Below are 3,871 nucleotides of genomic sequence, written 5' to 3' on the forward strand. Positions count from 1 at the left end.
ACCACGGTCATAAGATGATAAAATTAAATGGCTCAAAGAATTTCTCCTTTTGGTTGGTCTAATCAACTACCATTGTAAAGAAATTCTTTGGGTTTTTATTTTAAATTTTCTCGTTCGAATTAATTATAGAATCTGCCAAAACCAATAGGTGGCGAGGGCTAGTGCAAAGAAGACTGCACTGATAAGCATGACAGCCACCACAACGATTAGTTCAATTAAAAATCTACTATAATATTTATCATCATCCTTCATCTTCTCCCCCCTCTTTTAATTATCTAATATAGATTGATTTTTATCAACAATTGTTGGTACAGAAGTTAAAAATAATTCTAAAAATATTTTACCGTTTTTTGTCAAATATAACAACAAAGTTACAGTGTCCGTTGTGCCGGATAATGGCCATCCTTCCAGCTAATTTCATTATTTGCCTGATTTTCCGACCATTCCAATGGTATTTGTATCTTTTCAAGTTCATACCTGCTATAATATTGGTACCGTATTGGAGTTATATCCGGCTTTTAATGCTAGCCAAGTCTCTACCGCCCGGCAAAAAGGGCGACTATCACCAAGGGTTTTTTGAGCACGCTTGGGTACTGCGTGCTTTTTTTGTTGTCTGTGGGATGAGACTACTCCGATATTTTTTGTTTTTTATCATAACTTTTGGCCAACCAAGGATGGTTGGTCAAGCACAGGAGATCTCATGGAAACACCCAACCACCCCCTTCCAAAGTTTCAGGCCCTACTCTTAGGGTTGCAACACGTGCTGGCTATGTACGCCGGCTCCATCCTAGTACCACTGTTGATTGGGACGGCCCTGCACTTCAATAGTACGCAACTGGCTTACTTGATTTCAGTTGATATTTTCTGTACTGGTTTGGCAACGCTCTTCCAATTGAAGCAAACGCCAATCACTGGTATTGCTTTACCCGTTGTTTTGGGCTCATCAATCCAAGCAGTATCACCATTGATTAACATTGGCTCAAGCCTCGGCTGGGGTGCAATGTACGGCGCCACAATTGTGGCTGGTCTCTTCGTCATTTTGATTTCCGGGACCTTTGCTCGCCTCCGCGCCTTCTTCCCACCAGTCGTGACTGGTTCATTGATTACCGTCATTGGTTTAAGCTTAATTCCGATCGCCCTCCAAAACTGGGGTGGTGGCAGCTTAACGGCTAAGTCGTTTGGTGAATGGCAAAACCTCGTGATTGGTTTTGTGACTATCGTTTTGACATTATTGTTGATGAAGTTCGCCAAGGGCTTTTTGAAGGCCATTGCCGTCTTAATGGGGATTATTTTGGGAACCCTCTTCGCAGCCGCCCTTGGCCGCGTGTCATTGACGCCGGTTGCTGATGCTGCCTGGTTCCACCTTCCCCAACCATTCTTCTTGGGAACACCAACTTTCTCATGGTCTGCCTCATTGACGATGATCATCATTGTCTTGACTGCCATGGTCGAAGCCACTGGTGTTTACTTTGCCTTGGCTGATTTGACTGGTAAGAAATTAGAACAAAAGGACTTGGCCCGTGGTTACCGTGCCGAAGGTTTGGCCGTTGTTCTTTCTGGAATTTTCAATACCTTCCCCTACTCAACCTTCTCACAAAACGTGGCCGTTGTTCGCCTTTCAGGTGTAAAGACCAAGCAACCCATTTACTATGCCGCTTGCTTGCTTTTGGTCTTAGGGCTCTTGCCAAAGTTTGGTGCCTTGGCCACCATCATCCCTTCAGCCGTCTTGGGTGGCGCCATGATGGTCATGTTCTCAACGATTGCCATCCAAGGTTTGCAAATTCTTGGTAAGGTCGACTTAAACAAGGAAGGTAACCTCTTGACTGCTGGCTTGTCAATCGCTGCTGGCTTAGGCATTAGCTCAGTCCCAACCCTCTTGGCTCACTTGCCAGAGCAATTGCAAATGGTGATGACCAATGGCGTTGTCATGACGACCGTTGTTGCCGTGATCCTAAACTTGCTCTTGAACGGCTGGCCAAAGGCTGATCAAGACGTTAACGCTTAAGTTCATCCAGCTAAAAAATCTGCTGTTCTCCCAGCTGAAAAATCAGTCTCGCTGATGATCGACCTGGGTAAAAGAACAACAGATTTTTTTATTTTTCCACACGGATTTGGCAAGCGATCACCTACTTGTTTAACTGCCGGTTCATCTGCTCTTTAACCGGCCGTCCAATTGTTGCTTATGCTTAACCGTCGACCCACCTACTCTTTAATCCACGAAAAAAGGCCTGCGATTAAGCAGGCCTAATTAATAGAAGATAAAATCAGTGTTGGAGCAAGGTGATAATCGAGATAACTTGGATCCAACCATTGTGGAAAACGTGCATGATAATCGATGATGATAATTTGTCCGTTTTCTTGTAAACATAAGCCAGCGAGAATCCGATAATCGCGTACGGTGGCAGATCCAAGAGCGATACCCAAGTGTAAGAGCTCAGGTGATAAAGGCCAAAGGACAAAGCCGACAGCACGACGACCAACCAAGGGAACTTCACCGATTTGAAATAACGGAAGAAGAGTCCGCGGAACAGGATTTCTTCCATCACCGGTCCTAAGAAAACAATAATCAACGAAAACATGACCAATGAATAGTGGCCGCCAGCCTGCATGATGTTATCAATCGCCGACTGGTTTTCCGTTGTCCCGTGGGTCAACTTATAAAAGAACAAAATTTCAATTTCGTTCCAGATGACCATCCCCGACCAACCTAACAGGTAGACCGCAATAATTGTTCCAAATTCTGATTTGGTTGGCCAGGCAATTTTCTTCAAAGAAAAAGATAACTTAGCCTTATTATCTTTAATGGCCTGCAGGCCAAAGCGCACAAAGCAATACGCCAAACCAAGGCCAAGTACCAACAGCCCATAACGGTGCTGACCGGAAAAATAAACTGAACCCTGAATAAAGACCATCGCCGCATATTCAAGGGCGAAGAAGCCTAAAAAGGCAGCTAGATTTAATAGAAAGGTTTTGCTAAGCCTCATCCACCTGATGAGCTTGTCTTGCTGATTTGGCATCGACATAATCCTCGTTTCATTAGTTTTTAATGTACCATATCTCTTAATGAATGCCAACTTTTGCCCTTGTAGCAAGCTTTTACCCTTGGTAAAATATTAATTAGATTACCGCTTGTAAGCGGTCTTAATAAAGGAGTCCTCATGAAGGAATTAGAAGCACGAATTAAAGAAGACGGCCGCGTCTTAGGCGCTGATATTTTGAAGGTTGATTCCTTTTTAAACCATCAAATTGATCCGAAGTTGATGCAGGCCATGGGTGCCGAATTTGCCCGTCTCTTCAAAGACCAGGGCATCACCAAGGTGATTACGGTTGAAGCCTCTGGTATCGCCCCAGCTGTGATGGCTGGCTTGAGTCTTGATGTCCCCGTCGTCTTTGCCCGCAAGTCCAAGTCCCGCATTCTCTCAGACGATGCCTATACCGCGGACGTCTACTCATACACAAAGCAAAGCACCAACCAGATCAGAATCGATAAGCGCTTCTTATCGGCCGATGACCACGTCTTACTAATCGACGACTTCCTCGCCAACGGCCAGGCCTTACTCGGTATGAAGGCCTTAGCCGATGATGCGGGTGCTACAATCGTTGGCGCCGGCATTGTGATTGAAAAGTCATTCCAACCTGGTCGCCAAGCTGCCATCGAAGCCGGCTTAACGAACATCCACTCTTTGGCTAAGATTGCCGCCTTTGAAAACGGCCAAGTCGTTTTTGAAGAGGCGGACTAAGAGTTCCACCTCATTTCAACACAATTCAAAAAGACCCCTGATTTCGAATGGAAATTAGGGGTCTTACTTTTATTTATGGCAGATTACAAGTTTAATTCGAACAACTCCGAAAAACTTCTAGTGGCGTCTGG

General features: G+C 44.8%; 4 protein-coding genes. 2 read left to right on the forward strand and 2 right to left on the reverse strand.

What is annotated here, in order from left to right; genetic code table 11:
- Positions 1-123: 123 nt before the first annotated feature.
- Entirely contained in the window at positions 124-252 is a 129-nt protein-coding gene (locus tag FEFB_RS09110; protein WP_255360198.1) for a hypothetical protein, read from the reverse strand.
- Positions 253-700: 448 nt separating this feature from the next.
- Here FEFB_RS09110 and FEFB_RS07910 point away from each other — a divergent pair, with 448 nt between their 5' ends.
- A complete protein-coding gene (locus FEFB_RS07910; RefSeq protein WP_047975706.1) occupies positions 701-2,005 on the forward strand; it encodes a nucleobase:cation symporter-2 family protein in 1,305 nt (434 codons plus the stop codon).
- Positions 2,006-2,264: 259 nt separating this feature from the next.
- Here FEFB_RS07910 and FEFB_RS07915 read toward each other — a convergent pair whose 3' ends face one another.
- Positions 2,265-2,984: a CPBP family intramembrane glutamic endopeptidase gene (locus tag FEFB_RS07915; RefSeq protein ID WP_161795118.1), complete on the reverse strand. Its 720-nt coding sequence runs from the start codon at positions 2,982-2,984 to the stop codon at positions 2,265-2,267.
- Between the two features lie 174 nt (positions 2,985-3,158).
- Here FEFB_RS07915 and FEFB_RS07920 point away from each other — a divergent pair, with 174 nt between their 5' ends.
- The gene (locus FEFB_RS07920; RefSeq protein WP_047975708.1) at positions 3,159-3,740 is read left to right on the forward strand and encodes a xanthine phosphoribosyltransferase; all 582 of its coding nucleotides are present in this window, start codon (positions 3,159-3,161) and stop codon (positions 3,738-3,740) included.
- Positions 3,741-3,871: the final 131 nt, after the last annotated feature.

The sequence above is a fragment of the Fructobacillus sp. EFB-N1 genome (genome assembly GCF_001038455.1).
Taxonomy (GTDB): domain Bacteria; phylum Bacillota; class Bacilli; order Lactobacillales; family Lactobacillaceae; genus Fructobacillus; species Fructobacillus cardui.

Excerpts from the sequence above, each read along its gene's own strand:
- FEFB_RS09110 (WP_255360198.1), bottom strand. The coding sequence starts at position 252 with ATGAAGGATGATGATAAATATTATAGTAGATTTTTAATTGAACTAATC.
- FEFB_RS07910 (WP_047975706.1), top strand. The coding sequence starts at position 701 with ATGGAAACACCCAACCACCCCCTTCCAAAGTTTCAGGCCCTACTCTTA.
- FEFB_RS07915 (WP_161795118.1), bottom strand. The coding sequence starts at position 2,984 with ATGAGGCTTAGCAAAACCTTTCTATTAAATCTAGCTGCCTTTTTAGGC.
- FEFB_RS07920 (WP_047975708.1), top strand. The coding sequence starts at position 3,159 with ATGAAGGAATTAGAAGCACGAATTAAAGAAGACGGCCGCGTCTTAGGC.